Here is a 22,675-nt window from a genome sequence, read left to right on the forward strand (position 1 = left end):
TCCTCATGATTAAGAAGCCTGTTTAACTATTCGCCTTCATAAATTCAATCGTTCGCTGAAAAGCGCCCTGCACCTCAGGCACTTTAAAATGCTGCTGATCGAATACATGATCTACACCATGTATGGTAATAAGCTCTGCGGATATCCCTGATTTACGCAGCTGCTCATACATTAAGACGGATTGCCCATATGGGACGTCTGTATCCTGATCCCCGTGCAGCAGCAGCGTAGGCGGAAAATTATTCTGAATGTTATTGATCGGATTATACATTTCCAGGAGACTGCGATCCTTGCTGGGATCTAGGCCCGACATTTCCGTCAACCATACTCCCTGTTGACGGCAATATAAATAATAATTGAACCGCTCCCAGTCACCCTCAGATACGGCTTGGCGTTTAATGGCATGCTGGGCCTGTTCCTTTGTCACTATAGGTCTTGTACAATAATGCTCGCTAGGCTGCATCACCCAATCACCTAGAATATCGCCATATCCGTAGAAAGAAACGATCGCCCCCGGTTTTAACTCCATCGTACCCATTAATAAGCATAAATAGCCGCCGGCCGATCCTCCCATCAAGATCAGCCTGTCCGCATCGAATTCATAATACTGTACAGCATCCGTCTTAACCCAATGGATTGCATCTCTTATATCCTGCACAATGTCGTAGAGCTTCGTGAAGGGAGCAAGCCGGTAATCTATGCTTACAACCGTAAACCCAGCTTCATAGTAAAGCTCGACTTGGTTTAAGGGCAGCCAGCTTCTCGAACCGAACATTAAAGCGCCGCCATGGATGTACATGAGAACGGGCGAATGCTTCCCCCGATAGTAAATATCCGCTTTAATCGAGCAGCCCTTTACCTGCTTGTATGTGACTGTTTCCTTTCTCATGTCATTCTCCTTCAATTTAAATGTCAGATAACCCATTTTACATCGAATTTAACCCCTTTCACAATAAAAACGACCGCCCACCAATTCAAGTGTAAGCGATCGCAATCATATTATTATTAAATAGTCCCTAATAATTGAATCAATTCTCTGCGCTCGCGTACGGCAAGCAACTGGCTGCGGAACTCATCGTCCATCAGTTTACGGGAAAGCGCTACTAGGATTTGCAGATGTTCGTTCCCTTGAGATTGCTCCGGTACGGCGATCATAAACACAATCGAAACCGGCTGTCCATCGATGGACGCCCAATCCAGCGGCTCCGCCAACTGGGCGAAGGCTAATGCCGGCTCGCTTACTCCAGCCGATTTACCGTGTGGAATGGCTACCCGAAAGCCTATTCCCGTGGAGCTCATTTTTTCCCGACTCACTACCGCTTCCAAATATGCTGATTTATCGTTCACCGCTCCGGATTTCACGAGAGCATCGATCATCACGTGAATACAATCCTCTTTATTCACCACATTTAAAGGCATTAATATCGCTTCTTCATTCATGAGTTCAATAATTTTCATATGTCGCTCCCACCCAGCTGCGTATTTACAGGTTTCTTCAAGAAGAATAGCATAAATGCTGTTATTATCGTTCCAATCGCGATTGCTAGTGCATATAAGCCAATTTGTGTGACAGCATTTGGAATCGCTAGTACGAAGATACCGCCATGTGGCGCTTGCAGCGTTGCCCCAAACAGCATGGATAAAGCTCCGGTAGCCGCCGAACCAACCATGATGGATGGAATGACGCGGAACGGATCGCTAGCCGCAAACGGGATCGCTCCTTCGGTAATAAATGAAATGCCGAGTACAGCGGCAGACTTGCCTGCATTTCTCTCTTCCAGCGTGAATTTTTTCGGTGCGATCATGGTGGCGAGCCATAAACCTAGCGGAGGGGTCATTCCCGCTGCCATTACCGCCGCCATCGGGCCGTAGACGCTGCTAGCCAGAAGGCCCACAGCAAAGGTATAAGCAGCTTTATTGACCGGACCTCCCATATCGAAAGCCATCATCGCTCCAAGAAGCAAGCCCAGCAGCACGGCATTCGTCGAACCAATCGTATTCAGCCAGCTCGTCAAGCTGTCCATCGTGAATTTAACCGGCTCGCCGATAACGTAAATCATGAGCAGTCCGGTAATACCGGTAGCCAGCAATGGAATGATCAGGATCGGCTTGAGTCCTTCCAAATTTCGCGGCAGCTTAATGATGTCTTTAAGCCATTTCGCGACGTATCCTGCGAGGAAACCTGCCGCGATTCCACCGATAAATCCGGCACCTACCTGTGAAGCCAGCATGCCGCCGACGAGCCCAGGTGCAAGACCCGGCTTCTCCGCAATGGAAAAAGCGATGTATCCGGCAAGAATCGGGATCATAAGTGCAAAAGCTGCTCCGCCGCCGATATCCATCAATGCTGCGGCCAACGTTCCCTTCTCGCTTGCAGCATCGATTCCAAAAATGAATGAAATCGCTATCAATAATCCGCCGGCGACTACTAACGGGAGCATCGCCGACACGCCTGTCATAAGATGCTTGTAAGGGCCTTTGCGCGACGCCCCACGATCTGATTTCGCCTGACTAATTTGCTTCAAATAATTATCCGGGGCGGCAGCCTCCATCGCAAGAGCCTGTTCGAGCAACCCAGCCGGATCTTTCAACGCCTGTGCAACTCCCACCTTCACCACCGGTTTGCCTGCAAACCGGGATTCCAAGACATCAGTATCTGCCGCAAGGATAACCGCATGCGCCTCCGCGATATCCTGCTCAGTTAATTCATTTTCTACTCCAATGGCCCCTCTAGTTTCGACTTTTAGCTCAATGTTCTTCTCCCTGGCTGCTTTCGCCAGCGATTCTGCAGCCATATACGTATGAGCAACACCAGTTGGACATGCAGTAACGGCAATCAGCTTAGTCATCATAGACTATTCCTCCTCATTACAATCTTTGAAGTTGCACCCGATCAAGCGAATCCTTCACTTGATGGAGTGTACAGACGTCCGTGCCAGATTTGGAAGCTGTGATCGTTCCCGCCGCCGAGGTCCAGCGGGCCATTTCGCCAGCGGATTTCTGATGCAGCAAGCAATAAGCCATTGCCGCGACCATTGAATCTCCTGCACCGACCGTGCTTAATGGTGTGATCGGGAATGGTGTGGCCCGGTAAACCTCCTGCTCATTAACCAGAATCGAGCCTTCGCTTCCCATTGATACCAGCACGTAAGATATCCCTTTGTTCACTAACCGACTAGCTGCGGCAATAATTTGTTCCTCTGTCTCAAACTTCGTTTCATACAATGCTTCAAGCTCATGAATATTCGGCTTAAGAGCAAACGGCACAGCTTCTATGCCTAAAGCAAGAGCTTCACCGTCAGCGTCTAGAATTGTACGCACCCCCTTGCGATTTGCTATATCGATCAGACGACGGTAATAATCCATTGGCGTTCCCGGAGGCAAGCTTCCTCCTAGAACAACGATGGCAGCCTCATTGAGTTCGGCTTCATAGCGGGCAAGGAACTCCTCCAAAAGCTCTTTGCTAGGTACGCAGCCTGCTTCGTTAAGTTCAGTTGTTTGCTTCGATTGCTCGTCAACCACCTTCAGATTCGTACGGGTTTCTCCTTCGGCTTCTATGAATCGAGCTGGAATTCCCTGCTCCTGAAGCTTATCTAAGAGAATTTTCCCCTGATGCCCCGCTTGAATGCCCCAAGCTATGACGGAAACTGAGAAGCTATGTAAAACTTTAGCGACATTAATGCCCTTGCCCCCGGCATCTGTTCGCATCGTCTTGATCCGATTTAGTTCACCTGCCACGAAGCGATCCACCATTACGGTCTTATCTACAGCTGGATTCAAGGTTACCGTATGCACTGTCTTCATCATGATGCTCTCCCCGCTATTGTGACTTTAATTCCTTCCGCTTCCATGTCAGAAATCGCTTGCTCTGTTATTCCATGATCCACGATGCAATGATGAATTTCCGACAAATCCGCCACCCTGGCGAATGAAACCTGTCCAAATTTGCTGTGATCAGTCACTAAAATGATTTGCTTAGACGCATGGATCATGCAGCGTTTTGTTTCTGCTTCGGTTAAATTTGGCGTAGTTAGTCCAGCCGCCGAATCCACCCCGTTTATAGCCAAGAACAACTTGTTCACCCGAATGGCACCAATGGAACGATTAGCTAGCGGCCCCACCATGGCTTGGGTCTCGTGACGCAGGGCTCCGCCCGTTAACAACAGCTGGATATGCTTCGCCTGCTTCAGTTCCTCCGCTACCATGGTGGAGTTCGTAACCACGGTGAGTTCCTGAAAATCCTTCAAATACTTAGCCAAATAATACGTCGTCGTTCCCGAGTCGAGAAATATCGTATCCCCTTCTTCAATGAAGGATAATGCACAACGAGCGATCTCCTCTTTCTGTGCTCGATAACGATCCTCCTTCTCCATGAAGGTCGGCTCTACACCGTCCTGTTCAATGGCCACAGCCCCGCCGTGCGTTCTACGCAGTTGTTTGGCCTCTTCCAAATCTCTTAAATCCCGGCGTACGGTCGATTCAGATACTTGAAATTGCTCGGCCAGCTCGGGAACGAGCGCCCTTCCCTTGCTTTGCACATATTGAGCCATCTCTCGTTTACGCTCTTCTTCAAAAAGCATCATTGCACTACCTCATTTCTAATTTCACAGTTTCTTTTCATTATATATCAACTCGCGCTCAAATGTGATCATTTATTGTTGATTATGATTATATATGATCATATTGTAGTTGTAAAGCGTTTTCAGATGAATATTTTATTTAACACAAGCACATATGAGCCGAAACGGTCATAAGTGACCGTAATTCATGTAAAAAATCCTCTGGTTACCAAATAACTAGATGGCCAGAGAACAGGTGCTGTAAGCTATTGAGAATTATGATATCTGGTATGGAACATGCAAGGGATTCCCTTGATCTTTCGCTAGAAAAGGACTATAATAGCACAATAAAACTATTTTAGTATTTTTAGTTTTATCTCAAAATGAACTTGCTTACGGCTACTGGAGGACTGATATGAGAAATCGGATCATGACCGCTTTTATTGAAGAGATCGAGAATAATGGCATGAAATTTACAATGGATGATTTAGCGAGGCGCCTGCGGATCAGCAAAAGAACCTTGTATGAGCATTTCTCTTCCAAAGTGGAGATTTTAGATGCCATTATTGATCAGACCTTTGCTGAAATGAACGAGATTACCGAGCAAATCATTCAGGACGAGGAGTTCACCTTAATTGAGAAAATAAAAGGCGTCATGAACGTACTGCCCAAGCATTGGGAGTTCTATGATTTGCGGACACTGGAGCAAATGAAGCGGCATTTCCCTGAGCAATGGGCTAAAGTCGATGCCGAACTGAAGGATGATTGGGCCGCCCTGCGATTATTATTGGAGCAAGGAATTCGCGAAGGCGAAATCATTGATATGAACGTTTCCCTGCTGCTGAAAATTTTGATCGATGCCACCAATTCCATTTTGGATCAGCGGTTCTATCGCGACAATCAAATCACCGTGTCCGAAGCTCTATCCTCTATTGTCGATGTATTATTATATGGCCTGATCCCCGAGAATAAAAGAAGATAAGACTTCTTTTATTCTCTCCCTTTCCCTGGATAAACTAAAAAAACAATTTTAGTTTATTTGGGTTATAGTATCTTTAAAATTAATTTACAACTAGAACGAGGTGCCTTATGCTTTCCAAACAAACGGTGAACAAGACACAATGGATCAGTCTTGGACTCATTATTTTCATATTATTCAATGATATGCTGCTGTACAGTCTCATTATCCCGATTACACCTTTTCTCGTGGATCAGCTCAACCCCTCCTCTACCTTGATCGGTATTTTGTTCGGCAGCTATGCCGTAGGTGTATTGATCACAACGCCGCTTTTTGCCGCGATATCCGATAGGATAGGCAAGGTCGTACCAATTATTATGGGTTTGATCGGCATGGTGCTCTCCACCTTGTTTTTTGCCTTCGCCAGTTCTATGTGGATGCTGATTGGCGCACGCTTCGTACAAGGCATTGCTGCGGCGGCTACGCTGACCGCTTCGATGGCACTGCTGGCCGCATTATTCCCGGCGAACCGGCGAGGCGCTGTCATGGGCATGGCGCTTACCGGCATCTCCATGGGCTCCTTGCTCGGCGCGCCGATCGGCGGTTGGCTGCTCGATGCAGGCGGGTACAATGCGCCCTTTATTTTTGCAGCCGGATTGATTTTAACGAGCTTGGTGCTTGCGATTTTTATGCTTCGGGAACCTGGCAGCACGGAGGAAGACCCACATATTGAGACTAAAAAGCAAGGAACCTTTCAGCTGCTGCGCCTTCGTCCCGTGCTCTTTATCGCCGCGATTGTACTGCTGGCTGAATCGGTACTGACTCTATTGGAATCCATTCTTCCCGTATTTTTGCATCATCACGTGCAGGCAACCCCAACGATAACCGGCCTTCTCTTTGCCGCAATGAGCTTGGCTTACGGAGCTGCGGCTCCCCTGTCTGGAATGCTGTCCGATCGATATCCTGCCCGTATTTTAATGCTTATCGGCCTTGCCGCACTTGGCTTGTTTACACCGCTGTTCGCCTTTGCCCATACGATATGGCTCCAGGCCGGCGTCATGCTGCTTGTCGGAGCCAGCGTCGGCTTTGCCCTTTCGCCGACCCTCTCCTCGCTAGGAGCTATCGTAGATGACGGGGATGGAGGCGGAGCGTTCGGAGCGGCATTCGGATTATTCAACATCCTGCAATCAGTCGGCATGATCGCCGGGCCGTTCTTCGGCGGCATTCTGACGGACTGGCTGGACGTGCCGCGGACAATCGTTACGGTCAGCTTTGCCTTATTATTAGGGGTCGCCGCTTTATGGATTCTTCCGAAGAGGATGCCTGCTTCTGTTCGCAAAAGCACTCATGTATAACAGATGTTTATTTAGTTTCTAGGGGCAAGCCAAAAACACCGAAGCACGATGCTAATCAGCCTCTATGCTTTCGGTGTTTTTCATTTTTTATGCTTATCCCTCTACGATCAGGCGAACATGAATGCGCCGAAGTCGAAATCAGCCTCATTTCGGGCAACGTGCAGTTTGCGATCGACAAGCTCCTTCGTTATGAGACGGACATGGCCTGGATCGGCGGCTCGCACAGACGTCCTCCGGCCCAGGTTGAATTCATCCCTGTTTACGAGGACGAGCTGTGGTTTGTATCCCCCCCGAAGCACCCCCTTGCAGGACGAAGCGCTGCCCCGGATGAATTGCTTGCCTCGCCCTTCGTACTCAGGGAGCCAGGCAGCTATACGCTGGAGGCTCTGCTGTCACTCTGCCGAGCAGCAGAATTACCCGAACCGCTGCCTGCGGTTCGGGTAAACGGGCCCCAAGAGGCCCTGCGCGCTGCGCTTGCCGGTTTAGGCGTTACTCTTGCTTCGGCTATGGAAGCACGTTCCTACGTAGAGAGCGGATCGCTGGTACGAATCGAAGCCGCTGGACTTCGGGCCAGCAACATCATCTCCTGCTGCGTACGCTCGGGAGGCCCTCTGCCCCCGCAAGCCAAATCTTTTCTGGAGCAGATCCCCAACTATCCGAGCATCGCAGCTTGCCGCTTGTAGTGATCCTCCAGCACGAGGCAAGCCATCGCTTCAACAACCGGAATAATCCGCGGGCAGATGGATGGATCATGTCTGCCTTCCGTAATAATCTGCTGCTCCTCGCCCCGAATATTCATCGTTTGCTGAGGAACAGATATCGAGGAGGTCGGTTTAACGACAATTCGGAACACGATTTCATGGCCCGTGCTAATTCCGCCTAAAATACCGCCAGCATGATTAGTCAAAAATCCTGAAGCATTCATTTCATCGTTATGTTCGCTTCCCAGCATGTCCGCTGCGGCAAAGCCCGCTCCAAATTCGATGCCTTTGACAGCTCCGATCGAAAGCATTGCTTTGGCAAGCTCGGCATCGAGCTTGTTGAACACGGGCTCGCCGAGCCCCGCCTTTATACCGCGAATACGGCACTCTACAATGCCCCCGCAGCTGTCTCCCACAGCTGCAAGCTGCTCCACCCGCTCAATCATCCGCACCGCGGCCTCCGGATCGCAGGCTCGAACCGCATTCTGCTCAATAATCTCCTCGTTGTAAGTCTCACAGCGGATTCCGCCAAGCTCCTTCGTATAAGCGACTACTTGAACGCCGCGATGTTCCAGTAATTTACGGGCGACAGCACCTGCAGCCACTCTCCCCGCCGTCTCTCTGCCGGAGGCTCTGCCGCTGCCGCGGTGATCGCGAATCCCGTATTTTTGCAAATACGTATAATCGGCATGTCCTGGACGAAAAGCATTTTGAATATCGCTGTATGCCTCAGGACGCATATCCTTATTTTCCAGCATAATAAAGAGCGGCGTACCCGTGGTCTTCCCTTCAAACATCCCTGATTTGATGCTGATTACGTCATACTCCTTGCGTGGCGTAGTGACGGAAGATTGCCCTGGTTTGCGACGATCCATTTGCTTCTGTATAAAAGCCTCGGTAAGCTCCACTCCCGGAGTTACGCCATCGACAATAACGCCTACAGCCTCACCATGCGATTCTCCGAACGTTGTAATTTTGAACACTTCTCCAAATGTATTGCCTGCCATATCGTTCTCCTCCTCATACCCATCCATGCTGCCGGCTTCTCCTATTTTTGCAAAGTTGACAGCTTCTTATATCCCTTATTATAATTTGCTCATTGATATAAATGAAATTGAAAAATCATGGCTATGATATAGATGAGATCAATATCAATGAATTCATGATAGATACCCAGCTTTCTAGGTTAACGATAATAATATGAATAGCAGGTGAATCAATGGATCCGATTTATTCGATGAACCAGGTTAACATTGAGCTGTATCGTATTTTTCTGCACACCGCACGCCTCGGCAATTTGACCAAGGCTGCCCAACAACTGCACATTACCCAGCCGTCCGTAAGCTATGCGATTAAACAGCTGGAATCTCGACTAGATATCAAATTGTTCAATCGGCTTTCCAAAGGAGTAAAATTGACGCCGGAAGGTTGCGCATTGCTCGAGTACGTGGAACAATCCTTCGCCATACTTCAAGCGGGGGAACAGAAAATCGCGAATTTAAAAAAATTATCAAGCGGTGAGCTTCGTGTCGGAGCAAGCGGCCCGATGATCAAGCATCTTCTCCTACCCGCTCTAGATCACTTCCACGACCATTATCCCGAGGTAAGAATCCGCTTATCTCAAGCAAAAAGCAGCGACATCCAGCACCAGCTCCTGGAGGGGCAGATCGATATCGGCCTCGTCCATCTGCCGCTGAGCGATGAGAGGCTTGCCTCCAATCATCTTATTTCACAGCAGCATATTTTTGTCGTAGGATCGGCTTATCGTCATTTTGCCGAACAGCAGATAAATGCAAGTGAACTGAGCCGAATTCCGCTGCTCTTATTTTCCAAAGACAGCAGTACGCGGCATTTCGTCGAGAAGTGGCTTCATGCACTCGGCATTGAAGCTCAGGTCGACATTGAACTCGGCAGCCTCGACATGCTGATCGAGTTTGCCAAGCGCGGATATGGTGCAGCCTTTGTTGCCCGTGCTTTCGCCGAGCAGGAGCTGCAGGAAGGAACGCTCTTCGAGCTGCAGATCGCCGAACCGATCCCATTTCGTTCCATCTCCGTTGCCACCCGCCGCAACATGTCGCTGTCGATCAGTGCGCAGAAGTTTATGGATGTCTTGATCGATTCTTTACAATCTTCCATTTGACCATGTTTGTAATGCTGGGCAAAGGGTAACTATAAATAGGGACAGAATCAACTTTGCTTATAAAGGAGGCTTTTACAATGGAGCAACAATCCGAAGATCAAATTCGTAACAAGCTTGACGAGAAAGGCGATTCTTTGGCTGAGAAGAAAAAAATCGAAAGCGGCGTGGACATTGAGCCGCAAGCTGAAGAATGGGTTGCTAAACCCGTGGCATTTGTCGACGAGGACAAATCCGATCATAAATAAGCAGCATTCAGCACCCAAGGAAATGAACAGGGCACAATCAAAATGCCTCCATGCTTCCTTGGGTGTTCTTATGACCTTACTTGTTCGCCTGCCACTTTGCCGGCATTCTTCTCCATAATGGCACTAATGCATTAATAGACGTCAACAATGACTGTGGCTTCAAGTCCGTTGTAGGTCACTGTCAAAGTCGTTTGTCCCCGTTTCAAGCCTAGAAGGTTCCCCTCCGCATCAACGATAGCAATGGAAGGATCACCTGTACTAAACGCACTTTCCCTGGTCACATTCGAATGATTCGCTCCTTCCAGGTAGGTAACAACCACATCTATAGGTTCGCCTACAGTAACACTGTACTCGCTAGAGTCCAGATGCAGAGCTTTATACGTATTAAATACGTACACCTCTGCTTCAGCCTTTACTCCATCGATTTCGGCCCTAATGTGCGTTGAACCCTTATTATGACCGGTGATGCTTCCTTGGGAGTCGATCGTAACGATCGATTCATCATCCGATGTGAAATGAACTTCATTAAGCTTCGTGAGCACACCCCTCTCACCGCCATAAACGGCCGTGAGAACCGTGTCCAGTGTCTGCCCTTCAAGCAAACTGTAGCTGTCCGAATCAAAGGCTAGCTCCGTAATTGTATCGCCTGGTGATTGTGTTGCGGAAAGCTTAGTCATGGTGCCATTCTCCGTTAAATAAATAAGCCCGCCGTCCCGAGTTTGAACCGTTTGGATCACCCAATTTTGATCTTTTAAATGGGACCACTGTATCGCGCCATTTCTATCCGTCTTGATTACGCCTCGGCCTGTGGCAAGCAAATAACCGCCGTCGGCTGTTTGTTCCACGGAATTTGCTCCAAGTTGCAGTCCGTAGCTCTGAGTCCATTGTCTATTCCCGAATGGATCCGTAAGCGTTAGGAAGACTTCTCTATTATCGACAGAAGCAATAGCATAGCCGCCACCCTGTATTTGTACGGCTACCGCCGATCTCAACTCATCATAGCCTTTACTCCATGTCGTATTGCCTGCATCGTCCAAATTCCAAATATCCAGTTTATTTCCATCACTTGCAACTACGGTATATAATCCGTTCTCTGTATGCTGAATGGATAGAGTAGGAAACATTGGGCCTGTCTTTTTAAGCGCCCGTTCCCAGAGGGTTCGACCTTGGGAATCGAGCTTTCCCGCGGCAATAGGCATGGGATCAGCCCAATTAGCGATCGCGTAAATGTAATGACCCTGCAAATCCTCTTTGACCTCGTAAAGCCTCGAATACCCTACATCTTTGGTAAATTCTTTACTCCATTCTACTTCTCCATCCGCATTCGTCTTAGCGATATAAGGTACAAAATCAAAGTAATAGAAATCAGGGTATGTGCCGCTTAAAATATAGCCGCCGTCTCGGGTGGGGGAGGCGCCCGTTATAGTTACCAATTTTCCATTATCCGCCGTCAAATAAAACGAATGAGTCTGCTCGATTTGACCTGATAAGTCCAATCGGGTAAAATGAACGGCTCTTTGATTTGTCACTCCGACCAAGTTATAACCGCGTTCTGTTTCACTAATGTGAGATACTTTGAACTGATTCCTATAATTCCGTTCCCATTCTACAGCAGGTGAATCACTCTCAGCTAACGTAGACGCATGCAAAGCGGACGGCCAGCATAACATGAGAGCGCAAACAACTATCCAAGTGATTGCAATCCGGCTTTTTGCGGCAGGCACTATTGATTTCATCAAGTTCCCTCCAATGCTAATATCATGGCAATTTCTCTTCTCCTATGGGGGTTGCAGTTGGTTGAAGTTATTTTCAAATAGCTGGCTGTCCTTCAAGTTTCACAACATTTTCGTACGAAGTAATATAAATGGCTCCGCCGTCTTTTGTCGGCAGCGCTTTTGTTAATTGACTTACCGGCTTTTTCCATAAAATATGGCCTTGTTCATCACACAGAATAAGCGAATTTGAGATACCGATTAAATATCCGTTATCCATCGTGCGACTGATTGAACGTGCCGTTCCATTGACTCCTAAATCCTTGCTCCAACGCTCTTGCCCATTCCAATCCGTAATGATTAAATTAGATTGGTTCGTCCGAAGATTATGATTTGCAATGGCATATCCATGATCTGTTGTCGGTACGACCCAGCCTATGCCATCCCCGTGATAATTTAGCCATTTCGATTGTCCGGAAGCATCCAATTTCCACAAGAGATAGGTGGCTGCTCGAAATGCACCGGCAATATACCCGCCGTCCGAAGTCTCGCTTACGGACTCTATGGAAACGTAGGGATCGAATTTGGACATTTCCATACTATTCATCCACTGAAGATCTCCAGCGGCGTTCAACTTTACAATGTATCCGAACGATTCGTCCTTATTATAAGAATAAATAACGCCACCATCACTCGTCTCGCGAATATCGTTAAACTCTACATAATTCCAAACGTATTCTTCTTTCTCCCATAAAATATCGCCATGACTGTCCGTTCTTACAACATAATAGTAAGACTGATAACCGGGTACAGTCCCCCCCAGTAAATATCCTCCGTCCTGCGTATAATACGCTGCTGTTATGATTACTTCTTTATTGTTGCTAGTTCTAAGATTCAGTACTTTCTCCCATTGTGTATTCCCATCGGCATCACTTTTAACTAAATAAGCTGCCTTTTTGTTCTTAGTTCCGATCATCGTATAACCTTCATCTGTCTCAAAAACTTCAAAGATTTTTATGCCAGGTTCATAATTGCTTTCCCAAGCAATTTTTGGAGCTTGTCCATTTGCGAATGCTACTCCGGCAGGGAAACTTGCGACAAGAATTACCGACATAATCACGGCATACCAAGTTCTTTTCCATAGATGCTGCAAAGTCATTATTTTCCTCCCATCATCGTTCATTAAATTGAAATACTAGACAAGCTTTCAGCCACCCCCCAATTTATGGTTTTTGATACAAATATTTATACTTGTTTTCTTGCAGGAAGTTACGCTATAATTTGCCATTCTATAAAAAGAAAAAAAATGACCCGGATTCATCTCCAAGCCATTTTCTAATTTCTGCAGCAAAGTGCTTATAATTTACGTATATAATCTTCTAGTTTGCGGATTACGTTATCGGAGAAGTCCACTTGGATCAAATCCAATTATTAATCTTGAAGTAGCTCTAAAATTGTTTCCTCCCATCGGGCAAGCACCTCGACAGGTTCTTTAAGCTGGATTTGCACGCCGGAAATAATATCGGCGTATTTCGCCCTATCCTCCCGACAGGCGACTACCTTAGCGGAAAATCGAGACCGTGGGTGCTTTGCAACTGGAAGATCCGGCAATTTGGAAAGTTCCAATTGAATATAGCATGCAGTCTCATTATAAAAAGCCACTAAAGTCGCTTGCCCGGTACGGATCATGTTGCGTGTCGTCATCGTATTTTCCCATAAACCGAGCCTGAGCAATGTCGGGCTTAATGCGATGATTTCGCCTGCACTCAGCATCGCTGTGTGCGGCCAGTTTTGCTCCGTAACGGTTAATAGCATAAAGGCTTCGTGCTGTTTCTCCGATAAGTTCTGTCCGTTGAACAGCGTATATAAATGCGGCGATAAGGCTGGTACGGCGTTGTTCATCATTTCCCTCCACTGCTCTATTGATCTGCTGCTTTCTTTTCGATGTCACCTGCTACTTCGCTGCCTTCGAATATGCTTCCTTCATCATGTTATAATCAATAGCTCCTTGAAATCTTTGCGTAATAACGCCCTTGGCATTAAGCACATAAGTCGTTGGATAGGCAATGACCTGATACTGATCGGTGATGCGGCCAGTCATATCAAGCGCATGCGGAAACGTCAACCCAAAGTCCTCGATAAAATCCTTCACATTCTCCCGGCCATCCTCAAGATGTGTCATATTGACAGCGAGCACAACCGCATCTTTATCTACGTATTTCGTGTAGAACTTCTCCATATGAGGCATTTCAATCCGGCATGGCGGACACCAGCTCGCCCAAAAATTAAGCAATACCGTCTTCCCGCGATAATCCGACAGCTTGACCTCTTCCCCATCGAGATTTTGCAAGGTGAAATTCGGCGCCCGGTTGCCGACCTTCAAGCCGACCGGAATGGACGCGTCCTCTACGGCAGCTTCCTCCGGACTCTGCTTCTTTGCCTCTGCCTTATCGAAGTAATCATAGGCTCCCCAGCCGATTAATCCCAGGAGCACAATGATGGCTATCCAGTTTTTCTTCATCTATATTCTCTGCCTCCTATTATATGTTCCCATGCTTATATATTCCAAAGCGTATAGCTAGACAGCCATCCGCTGATTTTCTGCAGCTGTCCCGTATACAGAAGGAGTCCCATCGCGATGAGCACCCACCCATTCACCTTCGACAGTGCAGGCAAAATACGATTCACTCTTTTGACATATCCGAGAGAGTAGGTGACCAGCAGCGCGATAAGGATAAACGGAATTCCAAGCCCTATGGAATATACAAAAAGCAGGCCCATGCCGCTTAACATCGTATCAGCCGAGCCAGCCAGCATTAATATCGAAGACAATGCCAAGCCGACACAAGGCGTCCAGCCCGTTCCAAAGGCCAGTCCCATCACAAAGGAGTCCAGAGAACGATTTCTCGATAATTCGCTGCGTTTCCAGTGAACCTGCTTCATTAGAAATTTCAAGCTGAGCCAGCCTGTCATCTGCAGTCCGAAAACGATAATGAGCAGGCCGCCAAGCTTCTCGGCCAAAGACCTCCATTGAACGAAGAACTGGCCAACAAAGCTCGCGGATGCGCCCATAACTATAAATACAATGCTAAAACCGGCAATAAAGCTCACGGAACGAAGCAGCAGTCTCCGCTTGCTTACTTCGATTTTTCCGCCTTTAGCCATAGCGCCCGTCATTTGCGTGACATATGCAGGAATAAGCGGAAAGACGCAGGGGGATAAAAAAGACAGCATGCCCGCAGCAAACGCAATAAATATAGTAATTTCAGTCAATTCTCTCCACCTCCTCCTTTTGGGCGTACTTTTATATTCAGCGTTTATTCCATAAAGAATCCAGAAAGAGCAAAGAGACCGCTACCAGAACAAAGAACAGCTGCTCCAGAGAAAATCCAACCAGTACAACATGGCGATTCTCGTTCAAGAAGGGGGCGATGGCAGAACCAAGGCTATACCATAAGGCTAGCGGGACATAAGATCTTAGCGGGGATTCAAATTTCAGCCAAGCCGCGATTCCTAAAGCCGCAGACAAAAGGGCTTGAAGCAAATTGTCCCAGCCCATCGTTCCTTCCCATAAGAAGAGCATCGTGAATCTGGCTGCTTGTACAGCGCCGTATGCCAGGATTGCTGCCTTAATCAGCGGGATCATGTAAGGGCGACTTCTATAGCTCCTGTAAATGAGATAAGCAACGCCCCCTATAATGCCCAGCCCTAGCCCTCGCTGCCCCCCTGAGAAATACAGCAGCGACAGCGGATTGGACAAGGCTGCTTGCGGATCAAAGAACAGCATACTGAATTTCCATAAGAAGAATCCGATTCCAACAGCGTTCACATACGTGTCCTTGATCCAGCCTCCCGCTTCACTACCGCGAAGCTTGATCATTAGGACAATATATCCGATCATTGCCGACAGCAGAAAAATGAGCAGATCCGCTCTTAACATCAGCGGGCCAAATGAGATGGTTCCGATTTTTATACCCTCCGCTCTGTCCATAGATTGCTTTATTAAAATGCGTGAAACCGATAACCGATCCCGCGGATCGTCTCAATCATCCCCCCATCCGCGGATACCGAATTCAATTTATCCCTTAGCTTTCCGATGTGAACGTCAACCGTACGGAGCACAACGGTTTTCTCGTCAAGAGGATATAATTCCTTCAAGATTTGCTCGCGGGACAGCACCTGATTCGGATGACGCATTAAATAATACATCAGCCTGAATTCATGCCGGGTCAGGACAATCGTTCGCCCCTCATATTTCGCCTCGTTTTTTAGAGGCTTCAATGTGATGCCGCGATAGCTGATTTTGGCGCAGCGATGCTCTGTTCTTCGCAGAACGGTTTCCACTCGGACAATCAGCTCAGGGAGGCTGAATGGCTTCATGACGTAATCATCCGCCCCCAGCTTCAACCCCCGAATTCGGTCTTCCTCATTCGCCATAGCTGAGAGCATAATGATGGGAACATCGCTCTTCGCCTGCTCACGAATCCAGCGGGTCAATTGTTCTCCGCTTAGCTCCGGCATAATTAAATCGGTAATGACGAAGCAGGGGTCATAGCGATCGAACAGATTTTTCCCGGCAAGGCCATTCTCCGCTTCCCATACTTCATACCCTTCATTCTCCAAGCCAATTCTAATTAGCTGCCTCAGTCTGGCATCATCTTCTACGATGAGGATGGTTTTGCCCAAGGTGTTCATATCTGCACCTCCCTCGCGCATGGAGCTTATTTCGAACTATTCGCCCGGCAAGAAGTATATCGTAACATTGTTAAGATTCTTTAAAGTTATATATCAATATTAATCTCATACCCCTAGGGGTATATGGAAATGATATGTCTTTTAGTGGATCATGTCAAGCCATCTCCTAATCCGCTTGCTTCGAAAAATTCATCTACGTTTAAAAAGACTATAGTCCTATCTTTAGTTATTTATGGAACCACTCTTACCAGTGCTCGTATTAAATCATTTAAAACTTAAATTAGGATCATTACATAGCCAGGAGGTGCACTGAATGATAGAAATGCGCAGCAAGGAAGATTTGAAATACTCGAATCAAATTCCGAATTGGGCCAAATTCGTCCACTAAATCATCATTTCAATTATCGGCCTGATTGGTGTAGCGGCCTTTGTCGTTGGAGGCTATTTCATATATTCGGGGGATTGGCTTGGAGTAGTTCTATGCTTATTCGTTGGAGTTGTCGTTATATGGGCGACGCGAATGATGATCATGGGAAGTAAGCTTCACACCGATTTCGTATTTATCAGCGAGCTTAGAGATGAGGGCTACTATACATATTTCAAAGATATTAAGAAGGGGTTTGAGGAGGATCATTTAATTCCCTTCCCGCATATGCAAGAGGTGCTCATCGCTCGAGCCACACGGTATATGTCTTCAGGGAGCAAGACTCCGGGTTATTATATCGTTGGCTCCAAGATCATTATGCAGTGGAGAGACGAGTATGGAAATAATAATTACGGCATCTTTGGCATTGCGAGCAGAAGCGATCTTTCAAAGTGGATAGACAAATTTCGAGGGCATAACATTCCCTTATTCCATACGTATCAAAATGTGAGTGAAGCATCTACGGATGATTTCCTGGGCGGATATCATGAGTTGGATAAATCACCGTTAACCTCTATCGATCTTTTGTCCGATATCGAGACGAGACGACATAACAATATCCCGAAATGGCAGAGCACCGTTATGAAACAGCGTCAAGCCGAGCAGAAATCCAGTAATGATCAACGGATATTCCGGCCGATGTTCGCGATAGCCCTATTTGCTTTATTCCTAATCGCCATGTTATGGATGCCGCATTGGGACATTGAGGAAGAGATGTTTGCAGACAGTTCCCCTTCGGGCGGTATCGGAATTTTGACTATCCTAAGCGTCATCGTTTCCAGAACATATTGGAGACGAAATTTAAAATGGTATCGTCCTATCTTCGATATCCTGATGATTTTAGCGGTCTTCTTTGCCGGACTAACCGCGGCTAGACTATGGCAGAACATACCCTCTATCTACTACGAAGCTGCTATAGTGGACGGGCTGACCAGCGGATTCTTCCTTATCATCGTATTTGCGGGCTTTAAGCTCTTACACCGCCGTGACCGGGTGGAATAGCTATTCTAGAAGAAGTTAATTAACTTTTATAAGAGAAAAACCGACCATATCCATGCTCTGTCGCATTCATCGATCCAGGCTAGTCACCATAGAAAAGAACTAATTCCCTTCAATGACGCGGAACGTCCCCGTGCCAAAGGCGCAGAGATCTCCGTTCTCCATCCTAGCAAAAGCCTGCGTCGAGATGGATTTTCGCGAACTATGAATCATTTCTGCTGTAACAATCATGCGCCCCCGTTCTGCTTATGCTATATAATTCATGCTGGCGCCATTCAGCATTTAGCTGGTATGAGCCATTCCCGCATCATCATCGCTATTAATAAAGATCGGGAGGCTCCGATTTTCAAAATAGCCGATTACGGCATCGTTGGCGACTTGTTCGAGGTTATTCCCCTACTCACTGAAGAATTCCGGAAAGCTCTTGCATAGATCAATCTGGCAATCATGGAAGCCCAGTTCTTATTGTTCATCACACAATCAACACCTACGTCCATCCTTCCATTCGCGGACTCGGTATTAACCGACTGGGCTGGATGGATTTCAAAGACATCTGGTTAGCTTCACCGATCTGCGATTGCGGTTAACTGCACGCAAAAAAAAGGGAAAACATCCTGAGAATGCCTTCCCTTTTTACAATTTAGATATTATTTAAATACTTTTACACGGCTTTCGATCGGGCTGAATTGCTTTTCGCCCGGCTCAGCAACCGGTTTACCAAATGGCAATTGCGCAACCAGCTTCCACGATGCAGGAATGTTCCATTCTGCGCGCACCTTCTCATCGATTAGCGGATTATAGTGCTGCAGTGAAGCGCCAACTCCTTCGTTAGCGAGCGCCGTCCAGACTACGAATTGCAGCATCCCCGAAGACTGCTCCGACCATACCGGAAAATTATCTTTATAAAGAGCGAATTGCTCTTGAAGTCCTTGAATCACTTCTTGATCCTCGAAAAACAACACCGTCCCGCGACCGCTGCGGAATGCGGCCATCTTCTCTTCTGTTGGCCCGAAGCTGTCCGCTGGAACGATTGCTCTCAGCGTTTCCTTCGTAAGATCCCAAAGCTTATCATGCTCATCATTGAATAGAACGACTACGCGCGCGCTTTGCGAGTTAAAGGACGAAGGAGTATGCAGCACGGCCTCAGCCACAAGTTCCTCCACACGTTGATCGGAAATAACCGCTTCTTTACTAATGCCGTATACACTGCGTCTGACTTTAATCGTATCTAGAAATTGGCTCATTGTTTGTATTCTCCTTAACATTTGATAATTAACTTACTTTTAAATAGTAACTCTGTTTTACATATTACATGATTAAAACAATTATTGCAATAGGAATAATTACTTAACCATTTCCTCCTGTTTAGACGCTATTCATTCCCGGCAAACTCATTTATAATGGGAATAAAATCCAAGAAAGGATGATCGCTGGCGTGGCGAGAACAAAGGTATTCATCAGCTCCGTCAATGAAGATGGTCTAAAACCGCTCCGCCTTATCGCTTATCGCGAGCTTGCTTCTCTCGGGCATGATCCTCTGATGTGGGAAGAGAATCTAGGTCCTTGGCCAGCCAATATTGATCCCATTGCGAAATGTTTAGAAGCCGTTGCGGAGAGCGATATCTATTTATTATTTCTCGGAAGCAAAGCGGGTACCTATCATGATTCTTCAGGAATTACAATTACCCACATGGAGTTTATTAAGGCGCATGATCAGGGAAAACTCATTCTCGTTTTTGCAGACACGGAGATCAAGTCGTTTTTTTTCGGCAAGCTCAAGCCGCTCATCGATCAGTTCATTGAACAGTACGTCAATAATAAAGAACAGTTTCCCTCCCCTATACATATTATGGATTCTCTTAAAGATAATCATACTGTTCCTCCAAACGTCGATCCTTATGTATGGTATTTCTTATACGACATCACTCTCCGCAAAATATACATCGATGATTTATCACTGGGCGTGCCAATCGATTGGAAAGCTTACCTTAGCGACTTGCTGCGCCGTGGAGCGCTGCTCCTTCCCCTCGAGCAATCCATTGAACAGAACAGCTCAAGACTCGACCAGTTTGATGAGGCGGTTGAACTGCTATATCGTCTCATCCCGCAGATGCAAATTAGCGGATTGCGCGAAGCGAGCGACTTCCTTGAAGCCATACAATCAAGGATGTGCGGGGGGAGGATCGAGCACCGTTACGGTTCTTATGTCGCAGAGACCATTGGCTTTTATGGGGACTGCTGTGCGGCAACCTTGTATAGGCAGGAGGAAGAATGTCTTCGACTCGTAGGCAAAGTAGGCGAAGCAACCGGAACTTCCTCTTATAAATTGAACGATCACAGCTCCTATAATGTACTGACGTATCATATGGAAGACTATGGGGAGCAGATCTTTTTTAAAGCCGCTAAAAATATGTTTTATTATTGTATTCGAACGGGCAAATTTGTATTGACTCTCCATTTTCCAGCTGATCCGAATTGGGATTATAAGAAATTCATCCACTACAAAGAAGCCGCAAACGATGCTATAATTAGTAAAAATCCTTTAATGATCGAGTTCATCAAGCTGATTCTAGGGGGGATGCAGTCGTGAGCACCGGAGTATTCGTCTCGAAGAACGGGAAAGTTACCGAAGCTATAGGCACTCAGCCCAAGGAGGCGCTGCTGTTCGCTCCTTCCAAGAAGAGCTCATCGCAAATATTGCGAGAGCAACGCACCGCGATGAAGCGAAATAATAAGCGGATCAAAGAGCGGTTCAATGAAGCAACGAAACGGGTCTAACCTGTTATATAGCATAAATAAAGCGACCGAACCTCCTTATGTGGAGAGATGGTCGCTTTGTTATTTCCATCTAGCAGACAGATGATTGTCTAGGATATCAATTTAAGTCCGACCGCAGCACTCAACACCATAGCGATGAACAGTATTCGTTTCCAGTCCTTGGATTCACCGTAAAATAGCATTCCCATCAGCGCGCTGCCGACGGTTCCGATTCCTGTCCAGACTGCGTAGGCCGTACCCATCGCCAAACTTTTCATCGCGACAGACAAGAGCAGAAAACTAATGATAAATCCACCGAACAGGAGTGCGAAGGCTTGCCAGTCTCTCTGCTTGTTGATCCGGCTAATGCCAGCTACCCCGATCACTTCGCCAATCCCCGCCAAAACAAGAATAAACCATGCCATCTTAATGTCCTCCCTGCGCGTCCTGCTCTGTGGTTACCAGCTTTAGCCCCGCCACTCCACAAACTAAGAGCATAATTAACAGCAGCTTGGCCAGCTTGAAAGGCTCGCCAAATACGATCATTTCCAATATTACCGTGCCCGAAGTGCCGATTCCCGTAAATACAGCATAAGCCGTACCTGTCGGAAGCTTACGTGTAGATAGCACAAGCAAATACATGCTGACAAAAATGGCGACAGCTGTAGCCGTCCAGGTCAAGACATTGTGCGAATGCTTTAGGCCAATCACCCAACCAATCTCAAACAATCCGGCTACCAGTACTAGTCCCCAATAACGATTCATTTTTGTATCCATAGAACCGCCTCTCCTTCTCTCTATCCTTTAACAGGAAAAAGCCCGGAAAGATATCTGATCAATGATATCCTCCCGGGCTTTTGTCCCTCCGTGTCGCAAGGTATTTCCTGCGTGTCCTCTCTTGGACCAGGCCGGCGGATACTTCGCCGCGGAACCCTAGAGAACAATTGTGACCAGTATCATACAGGAAAAAACTCGATGGGTCAACTGCTTAATCTCGTTCATGCGTACTTGTCTTCGTATCCCGTATAGTCTAACATAGTCCCAAGAAGGGATATTCCCATGTTCACCCTTAAATAAATCAGACAAATAAAGGAGATTAACCGATGAGCCATACAAAACTGTTCTCACCTTACACCATTAAAAATGTAACTTTAAAGAACCGGATTGTTATGTCGCCGATGTGCATGTATTCCTCCTATAACCGCGACGGTAAAGTGACCGATTGGCATCGGGTTCATTATCCTAGCCGGGCGGCCGGACAGGTTGGATTGGTCATGCTGGAAGCGACGGCTATTGCCCCGGAAGGCCGGATCTCCTATCAAGATCTCGGCATTTGGAGTGACGAGCATATCGAAGGATTGCAGGAAATAGTTCGGCTTATCCATCACCATGAGGCTAAAGCGGCGATCCAGCTCGCACATGCCGGCAGAAAAGCAGAACTGGAAGAGACGATTATCGCACCATCGGCCATTCCTTTTGAAGGAATGAAGATGCCCAAGGAAGCTTCGAAGAAGGATATAACCGATGTTATTGCCTCCTTCCGGGACGGTGCTCGGCGCGCCAGGGAAGCCGGGTTCGACATCATTGAAATCCATGGCGCTCACGGCTATTTGATTAGCGAATTTCTTTCCCCGCTCGCGAATAAGCGTACCGACGAATACGGCGGCAATGCGGACAACCGTTATCGCCTGCTGCGCGAAATCATTGAGGCGGTAAAGACGGAATGGAGCGGGCCGATATTTGTCCGTATTTCCGCAAATGAATATCATGAAGACGGCAATTCGCTGGAGCAATTCATTCAATTCGCTGGCTATATGAAGGAGCAAGGCATCGACTTGATCGATTGCAGTTCGGGCGGAATTGTCCCCGCTTCCATAGATGTATATCCTGGATACCAGGTCAGCCTGGCTGACGAGATTCGTAATCGCGCCGGGATGGCAACCGGAGCGGTTGGCCTTATTTCCAGCGGCCTGCAGGCTGAAGAAATTCTCGGCAATGGCCGAGCTGACCTCATCTTTGTCGGACGCGAACTGCTGCGCAATCCCTATTGGCCATTAAGTGCGGCTAAAGAGCTGGGCATTACAATTGAGCGTCCTAAGCCGTATCATCGTGCTTAGTCGCTTCAACACC

The 22,675-nt window shown here is 47.3% G+C and carries 26 protein-coding genes, 1 pseudogene and 1 riboswitch; of the genes and pseudogenes, 10 read left to right on the forward strand and 17 right to left on the reverse strand.

Translation table 11 applies throughout. The features are described 5' to 3' along the window. Positions 1–22: 22 nt before the first annotated feature. The 5 genes from CZ379_RS18315 to CZ379_RS18335 all read right to left on the reverse strand — a co-directional run bounded on the left by CZ379_RS18315 (position 23) and on the right by CZ379_RS18335 (position 4,583). Positions 23–889, reverse strand: coding sequence for an alpha/beta hydrolase (locus tag CZ379_RS18315; RefSeq protein ID WP_110932941.1), 867 nt, complete (start codon positions 887–889; stop codon positions 23–25). A gap of 116 nt (positions 890–1,005) precedes the next feature. Next, a complete protein-coding gene (locus CZ379_RS18320; protein ID WP_110932942.1) occupies positions 1,006–1,458 on the reverse strand; it encodes a PTS sugar transporter subunit IIA in 453 nt (150 codons plus the stop codon). Beyond that, on the reverse strand, positions 1,455–2,849 hold the full coding sequence (locus CZ379_RS18325) for a PTS fructose transporter subunit IIC (RefSeq protein ID WP_110934444.1): 1,395 nt from the start codon (positions 2,847–2,849) through the stop codon (positions 1,455–1,457). Before CZ379_RS18325 ends, CZ379_RS18320 begins: the two co-directional genes overlap by 4 nt. A gap of 19 nt (positions 2,850–2,868) precedes the next feature. Continuing rightward, positions 2,869–3,807: a 1-phosphofructokinase gene (gene pfkB / locus CZ379_RS18330; protein WP_110932943.1), complete on the reverse strand. Its 939-nt coding sequence runs from the start codon at positions 3,805–3,807 to the stop codon at positions 2,869–2,871. Then, the gene (locus tag CZ379_RS18335) at positions 3,804–4,583 is read right to left on the reverse strand and encodes a DeoR/GlpR family DNA-binding transcription regulator (RefSeq protein WP_234404950.1); all 780 of its coding nucleotides are present in this window, start codon (positions 4,581–4,583) and stop codon (positions 3,804–3,806) included. Before CZ379_RS18335 ends, pfkB begins: the two co-directional genes overlap by 4 nt. A gap of 391 nt (positions 4,584–4,974) precedes the next feature. Here CZ379_RS18335 and CZ379_RS18340 point away from each other — a divergent pair, with 391 nt between their 5' ends. The 3 genes from CZ379_RS18340 (at position 4,975) to CZ379_RS18350 (ending at position 7,555) form a co-directional block, all read left to right on the forward strand. Beyond that, the gene (locus tag CZ379_RS18340; protein ID WP_110932944.1) at positions 4,975–5,541 is read left to right on the forward strand and encodes a TetR/AcrR family transcriptional regulator; all 567 of its coding nucleotides are present in this window, start codon (positions 4,975–4,977) and stop codon (positions 5,539–5,541) included. Between the two features lie 107 nt (positions 5,542–5,648). Beyond that, positions 5,649–6,872 (forward strand): MFS transporter, encoded by a 1,224-nt coding sequence (locus CZ379_RS18345; RefSeq protein WP_110932945.1) that lies wholly within the window; start codon positions 5,649–5,651, stop codon positions 6,870–6,872. Positions 6,873–6,961: 89 nt separating this feature from the next. Next, positions 6,962–7,555: a substrate-binding domain-containing protein gene (locus CZ379_RS18350; protein ID WP_199925670.1), complete on the forward strand. Its 594-nt coding sequence runs from the start codon at positions 6,962–6,964 to the stop codon at positions 7,553–7,555. On the opposite strand, the gene aroC is transcribed toward CZ379_RS18350, so the two are convergent. Beyond that, on the reverse strand, positions 7,525–8,580 hold the full coding sequence (gene aroC, locus CZ379_RS18355; protein ID WP_110934446.1) for a chorismate synthase: 1,056 nt from the start codon (positions 8,578–8,580) through the stop codon (positions 7,525–7,527). The two genes, CZ379_RS18350 and aroC, sit on opposite strands and share 31 nt — an antisense overlap. 212 nt (positions 8,581–8,792) lie before the next feature. Here aroC and CZ379_RS18360 point away from each other — a divergent pair, with 212 nt between their 5' ends. Continuing rightward, positions 8,793–9,713, forward strand: coding sequence for a LysR family transcriptional regulator (locus tag CZ379_RS18360; protein WP_234404951.1), 921 nt, complete (start codon positions 8,793–8,795; stop codon positions 9,711–9,713). Positions 9,714–9,790: 77 nt separating this feature from the next. Then, positions 9,791–9,958 (forward strand): hypothetical protein, encoded by a 168-nt coding sequence (locus tag CZ379_RS26285; protein ID WP_199925671.1) that lies wholly within the window; start codon positions 9,791–9,793, stop codon positions 9,956–9,958. A 131-nt stretch (positions 9,959–10,089) separates the two neighbouring features. On the opposite strand, the gene CZ379_RS18365 is transcribed toward CZ379_RS26285, so the two are convergent. From CZ379_RS18365 to CZ379_RS18395, 7 genes are all read right to left on the reverse strand, one after another. Then, positions 10,090–11,694: an Ig-like domain-containing protein gene (locus tag CZ379_RS18365; RefSeq protein ID WP_110932947.1), complete on the reverse strand. Its 1,605-nt coding sequence runs from the start codon at positions 11,692–11,694 to the stop codon at positions 10,090–10,092. 73 nt (positions 11,695–11,767) lie between these two features. Then, on the reverse strand, positions 11,768–12,829 hold the full coding sequence (locus CZ379_RS18370) for a PQQ-binding-like beta-propeller repeat protein (protein WP_199925672.1): 1,062 nt from the start codon (positions 12,827–12,829) through the stop codon (positions 11,768–11,770). Positions 12,830–13,101: 272 nt separating this feature from the next. Beyond that, positions 13,102–13,572: a hypothetical protein gene (locus CZ379_RS18375; protein WP_110932949.1), complete on the reverse strand. Its 471-nt coding sequence runs from the start codon at positions 13,570–13,572 to the stop codon at positions 13,102–13,104. 52 nt (positions 13,573–13,624) lie between these two features. Continuing rightward, a complete protein-coding gene (locus CZ379_RS18380; RefSeq protein WP_110932950.1) occupies positions 13,625–14,191 on the reverse strand; it encodes a peroxiredoxin family protein in 567 nt (188 codons plus the stop codon). A gap of 35 nt (positions 14,192–14,226) precedes the next feature. Then, complete coding sequence (locus CZ379_RS18385; RefSeq protein WP_199925673.1) at positions 14,227–14,943, reverse strand: cytochrome c biogenesis CcdA family protein; 717 nt, start codon at positions 14,941–14,943, stop codon at positions 14,227–14,229. A 37-nt stretch (positions 14,944–14,980) separates the two neighbouring features. Then, entirely contained in the window at positions 14,981–15,661 is a 681-nt protein-coding gene (locus CZ379_RS18390; RefSeq protein WP_110932951.1) for a hypothetical protein, read from the reverse strand. A gap of 11 nt (positions 15,662–15,672) precedes the next feature. Next, positions 15,673–16,365, reverse strand: coding sequence for a response regulator transcription factor (locus tag CZ379_RS18395; protein ID WP_110932952.1), 693 nt, complete (start codon positions 16,363–16,365; stop codon positions 15,673–15,675). A gap of 523 nt (positions 16,366–16,888) precedes the next feature. Between CZ379_RS18395 and CZ379_RS18400 the strand changes: the two genes are divergently transcribed. Next, positions 16,889–17,791, forward strand: coding sequence for a hypothetical protein (locus CZ379_RS18400; protein WP_110932953.1), 903 nt, complete (start codon positions 16,889–16,891; stop codon positions 17,789–17,791). 99 nt (positions 17,792–17,890) lie between these two features. Here the strand turns inward: CZ379_RS18400 and CZ379_RS26990 are convergent, their stop codons facing one another. Then, positions 17,891–18,019 carry a hotdog family protein gene (locus CZ379_RS26990; protein WP_267890526.1) on the reverse strand — a complete coding sequence of 43 codons (129 nt, stop codon included), beginning with the start codon at positions 18,017–18,019 and terminating at the stop codon, positions 17,891–17,893. Positions 18,020–18,052: 33 nt separating this feature from the next. Between CZ379_RS26990 and CZ379_RS18410 the strand changes: the two are divergent. Further along, positions 18,053–18,220 (forward strand): annotated as a pseudogene (locus CZ379_RS18410) (electron transfer flavoprotein subunit alpha/FixB family protein); the annotation flags it as partial. A gap of 215 nt (positions 18,221–18,435) precedes the next feature. Here the strand turns inward: CZ379_RS18410 and CZ379_RS18415 are convergent. Next, positions 18,436–19,032: a nitroreductase family protein gene (locus CZ379_RS18415; protein ID WP_110932954.1), complete on the reverse strand. Its 597-nt coding sequence runs from the start codon at positions 19,030–19,032 to the stop codon at positions 18,436–18,438. Positions 19,033–19,223: 191 nt separating this feature from the next. Here CZ379_RS18415 and CZ379_RS18420 point away from each other — a divergent pair, with 191 nt between their 5' ends. Next, a complete protein-coding gene (locus tag CZ379_RS18420; RefSeq protein ID WP_199925675.1) occupies positions 19,224–20,378 on the forward strand; it encodes a DUF4062 domain-containing protein in 1,155 nt (384 codons plus the stop codon). Further along, positions 20,375–20,566: a hypothetical protein gene (locus CZ379_RS18425; RefSeq protein ID WP_110932956.1), complete on the forward strand. Its 192-nt coding sequence runs from the start codon at positions 20,375–20,377 to the stop codon at positions 20,564–20,566. Before CZ379_RS18420 ends, CZ379_RS18425 begins: the two co-directional genes overlap by 4 nt. Before the next feature lie 89 nt (positions 20,567–20,655). Here the strand turns inward: CZ379_RS18425 and CZ379_RS18430 are convergent, their stop codons facing one another. Together CZ379_RS18430 and CZ379_RS18435 are read right to left on the reverse strand one after the other, a co-directional pair. Then, complete coding sequence (locus tag CZ379_RS18430) at positions 20,656–20,970, reverse strand: DMT family transporter (RefSeq protein ID WP_110932957.1); 315 nt, start codon at positions 20,968–20,970, stop codon at positions 20,656–20,658. Between the two features lies 1 nt (position 20,971). After that, positions 20,972–21,322 carry a DMT family transporter gene (locus CZ379_RS18435; RefSeq protein WP_110932958.1) on the reverse strand — a complete coding sequence of 117 codons (351 nt, stop codon included), beginning with the start codon at positions 21,320–21,322 and terminating at the stop codon, positions 20,972–20,974. Between the two features lie 67 nt (positions 21,323–21,389). Beyond that, positions 21,390–21,493: riboswitch (guanidine-I (ykkC/yxkD leader) on the reverse strand. 155 nt (positions 21,494–21,648) lie between these two features. Here CZ379_RS18435 and namA point away from each other — a divergent pair. Next, complete coding sequence (gene namA, locus CZ379_RS18440; RefSeq protein ID WP_110932959.1) at positions 21,649–22,662, forward strand: NADPH dehydrogenase NamA; 1,014 nt, start codon at positions 21,649–21,651, stop codon at positions 22,660–22,662. The last annotated feature ends 13 nt before the right edge of the window (positions 22,663–22,675 follow it).

The organism is Paenibacillus bouchesdurhonensis (genome assembly GCF_900155685.1).
In the GTDB taxonomy this organism is placed as follows: domain Bacteria; phylum Bacillota; class Bacilli; order Paenibacillales; family Paenibacillaceae; genus Fontibacillus; species Fontibacillus bouchesdurhonensis.